This window comes from Nocardia sp. bgisy134, from assembly GCF_965341865.1.
In the GTDB taxonomy this organism is placed as follows: Bacteria; Actinomycetota; Actinomycetes; order Mycobacteriales; family Mycobacteriaceae; genus Nocardia.
Map to the genome: position 1 here is coordinate 1 of NZ_CBDQZP010000047.1, position 4742 is coordinate 4742.

The following is a 4742-nucleotide window of genomic DNA, read 5'->3' on the forward strand; positions in this document are numbered from 1 at the left end:
CGCAGTCACCGGCAACCCGTCGAGCACCACCACCACCGCCGGAACCATGTACGACGGCAACCGGGCACGCAGGTGGTCGCCGACCACGAGCGGGTCCACCTCCACCCCCGACTCCGGCACGACATACCCGACCAACCGGTCCCCGACGTGGGAATCGTGGTGCAACACCACCACCGCCCGCGCGACCGACTCGTGCGCCAGCAACACCGACTCGATCTCCCCCAACTCGACCCGGAACCCCCGCAGTTTCACCTGGAAATCACTGCGCCCCACATACTCCAACTGCCCATCCGCACGCCACCGCACCAGATCCCCCGTCCGGTACATCCGCTCCCCCGCCACCCCGAACGGATCCGCCACGAACCCACCCGCCGTCAAACCCGGCCGACCGTGATACCCCCGCGCCAACTGCACACTCGCCAGATACAACTCACCCACCACCCCCACGGGCACTGCCCGGAGCCGGCCGTCGAGGACATACACGCGAGTGTTCCACTCCGGTGATCCGATCGGCACACCCACGGCATCCGCATCCGCCACCTCGTGTGACGTCACCGATATCGCAGCCTCCGTCGGACCATACAAGTTCAATAGCGCCGTACTCGTGTTCGCCAAGCGGAACGCCTGTGCCGTGGCGGCCGGCAACGCCTCACCGATCGCGAGGACCCGCCGCAACGACTCCGACACGCCACCACCACCGCCGCCAGTTGTCGTCATCAGCATCGACAACGTCGACGGCACCACGTGCAACGTCGTCACTCCCTGTGCCCGAATCAACTCGAGCAGATAATCCGGCTCCTGGTGAGCGTCGGCCCTTGCGATCACCAACCGGCCGCCTGAGACCAACGCCGACCAGAATTCCCACACTGACAAATCGAACGTCGCCGCCGTCTCGAGCAACGCCACATCAGACGCGTCGAACCCGAATTCGTGCTTGATCCACTCCAACTGATTCACCACGGCACGGTGGCTGACGGATACACCCTTCGGAATGCCGGTCGAGCCGGACGTGAAGATCACATACGCTGTGTTCCGCGGCCGTAACGGCGCGAGCCGATCCGCATCCGACACCGCGGACGCATCGAACTCTGTGAGATTTACAGTGTCGACCTGCAAGACCGCGATACCACCCGGGACCTCGAAACGGTCGCGCGCGGTCGTGAGCACGCATACCGGCGCGCCCGTCTCCAAGATCAACCGTGTCCGCTCCGCCGGCTGATCCGGATCGATCGGCACATACCCGCCACCTGCCTTGGCGACCGCGTACATTCCCACCAACAGATCCACCGACCGGCGGATCGCCAACGCCACCAATGACTCCGGCCCCACGCCGTCACTGATGAGCTTGCGCGCAAGTCGATTGACCCGAGCATCGAACTCACCGTACGACAGTTTCCCGCCCTCGAACACCAGCGCCGTCGCAGCCGGATCGGCCGTAACTTGCGCGTCGAACAACGACACCAACGTCGCCCCCGCCTGTACCGCACGACCGGTGTCGTTCCACGACTCGAGCACCAACTCCCGCTCGGCGGCGGCGAGGATCTCGATATCGCCCACCGGCACCGACGGATCCGCAATCACGGCCTCGAGAACCCGCACGAACCGATCCGCGAACGAACGCACCGTCGAGGCATCGAACAGCGCCGTCGTATAAGTGATGGTGGCGCCGATACCGGCCGCGGTCCCATGCTCGTCGTAGGTGTCCGCCGCGATCAGGTGCAGGTCGTACTGCGATATGTTCGAGTAGAAATCGACCGCGTCGACGGACAAACCTTTGAGTTCGAGTGCGCTCGACGCGAGGTTCTGGAAAGAGAAACCGACCTGCGCCAGCGGCTGTCGCGCCGTCGATCGGTCCGGATTGAGCGCCGCCACCAAACTCTCGAATGGTATCTCTGCGTGTTCGAACGCTCCGAGGTCCGACGCCCGCACCCGCGCAAGCAGATCGGCGAAGCTCTGGGCGGGGTCCACCTCCGTCCGCAACACCAAAGTGTTGACGAACATGCCGACCAGATCCTCGAGCGCCGCGTCACCACGACCGGCGATCGGCGTGCCGATCACGATGTCATCGGTCCGCGACATCCTGGCGAGTAATGTCGCGAACGCTGTGTGCATCACCATGAACAGCGTCGCATTGTGTTCCCGCGCAAGCACGTTCAGCATTCGATGCAGGCGCGTGTCGATGGTGAAATCGATCCGTGCACCCTCGAACGACTGCACCGCGGGCCGCGGACGGTCCGCCGGCAGATCCAATTGATCCGGAATTCCAGCCAACACGGACTTCCAGTAGTCGAGTTGCTGGGAAATCCGTGACTTCGGATCGTTTTCGCTGCCCAGAACCTCTCGCTGCCACAGCGAGTAGTCCGCGTATTGCACTTCGAGCGGCGCCCACGCCGGCACCTCGCCCCGCGACCGTGCCGCATAGGCCACCATCAGATCCCGCGCCAGCGGCCGCATCGACCACCCGTCCGCGGCGATGTGATGGACCACGAAGACCAACACAAACCGGTTATCTGCTTCGGCTTCTCGAATCAACATTCCACGCAACGGGATCTGCTCGGTCACATCGAACCCGGCCGACACGAACTCAGCGATTTCCTCGAGGAGATCGGATTCGGGGACAACCCGCGATGTGAGATCCGGAATACATTGGCCTACAGGAAGGATCACCTGGTGGGCGGTGCCGTCGACCTCAGGGTAGACCGTGCGCAGTGTTTCGTGTCGGCCGATGAGGTCGTCGACCGCCGCTCGTAGGGCGTCCACATCGAGCGACCCGGACAAACGGAGTGCGACCGGAATGTTGTAGGCAGCCGAGTCGGGGTCGAACCGGTTGAGGAACCACATCCGCTGCTGCGCCAGCGACAGCGGAATACGATCCGGACGCGGCTGCGACCGCAGGGCTCTAGGCCCGCCCTCGCCGACATGCGCACCCACCCGCGCCGCCAACGTCCCCACCGTCGACGCCTCGAACACCTCCCGCACCGGCACCCGCGCATCGATCGCCGCGCCCAGTCGCGACACCAACCTCGTCGCCATCAATGAGTTGCCACCCAACGCGAAGAAATCGTCGTCGAGCCCCACCCGCTCGACCCCCAACACCTCGGCGAACACCTCCGCCACCACCTGCTCCACCGGAGTGACCGGCGCCCGGAACACCACCGGCTCGAATATCGGCGCCGGCAATGCCTTCCGGTCCAACTTCCCCGAAGTATTCAATGGGAACTCGTCGAGTACCACCACGGCCGTGGGCACCATGTACGACGGCACCACCGACCGCACGAACGTCAACACCTCGGCCGTGTCGATCTCCACCCCCGACTCCGGGACGACGTATCCGATCAGGCGGTCTACCCCAGCCTCGCCGCGGACCACCACCACCGCCCGCGCCACCGCGTCGTGCCGGGCAAGCGCCGCCTCGATCTCCCCCAACTCGATCCGGAACCCCCGTAGCTTGACCTGGAAATCGCTGCGGCCCACATACTCCAACTGCCCGTCGGCATTCCAGCGCACCACGTCCCCGGTGCGGTACATGCGGTGGCCAGGCTGACCGAATGGGTCGGCGACGAACCGTCGCGCCGTCAACCCTGTACGCCCAACATAGCCGCGCGCCAACTGCACGCCCGCCAGATACAACTCCCCTGAAACGCCCACAGGAACCGGTCGCAGATACGAATCCAGCACGTATGTTGAGGTGTTCCAGACCGGTGCCCCGATGGGCACCGTCGCCGCGGTGTCACCGGGTCTGCATTCCCACGCGGTGACTACTTCGACCTCCGCCGGGCCGTACCAGTTGTACAGGTCCGCATCGCAGTACCTGGTGAAACGGTCGGCGGTGTCCCTGGACAGCGCTTCCCCGGCGGCGAAGACCCGGCGCACACTGGAACCCAGCGGGGCGGGCACCGTGGCCATGTACGCCGCCAGCATCGACGGCACGAAATGCACCGTCGTCACCGCCTCGCTGTCCATGGTTCGCACCAGATACGCCGGATCGCGGTGGCCGTCGGGTGCGGCGATCACCACTCGTGCCCCAACCTGTAAGGGCCAGAACAACTCCCATACCGATATGTCGAATGTGATCGGCGTCTTGTGCAACACCACATCGCTGCCGTCGAGCGGGTACCGCGACTGGGCCCACGACAGCTGACTCACCGTGGCACGGTGAGTCAGGGCCACTCCCTTGGGCACCCCGGTGGATCCTGACGTGAAGATCACATACGCAATGTTCTGTGGTCGCAGCGGTGATATCCGGTCGGTGTCGGTGATCGGGGAAGGATCCGGCCCCGACATCGCGCGTGTGTCGATCTGCAGCACCGGGCTGGTGGTCGTCACCGGCAGGTTCCGGTCACCGCAGGTAGTCAGCACGCACAACGGATGCACCGTGTTCAGGACATGCCCGATGCGTTCGGCGGGGTGATCAGGGTCGAGCGGCACGTACGCGCCACCGGCCTTGACGATCGCATACATCCCGACCAGTAGGTCGATCGACCGACGCATCGCCACCGCCACGTGTGTCTCCGGACCTACACCTCGGGCGATCAACAACCGCGCGAGCCGGTTGATCCGCGCATCGAGTTCCGCATAGGTCAATCGCACGTCCCCGCACACCACCGCGACCGCATCCGGGGTGCGAGCCACCTGGGCGTCGAACAAATCACTCAATGTGGCATCCGGCACCTCGACCACCGTGGATGCCCTACCCGTGGCGAGCTGCCGGTGTTCTGTCTCCGAAAGCAGGTCCACCCGCG

The 4742-nt window shown here is 65.0% G+C and carries 1 protein-coding gene; it reads right to left on the reverse strand.

Features of this window, described 5'->3' with window-relative positions; all coding sequences use genetic code 11:
• Nucleotides 1-4656: amino acid adenylation domain-containing protein (locus ACRWNM_RS36430; protein ID WP_431972716.1), on the reverse strand; the 4656-nt coding region annotated here is incomplete at its 3' end.
• Nucleotides 4657-4742: the final 86 nt, after the last annotated feature.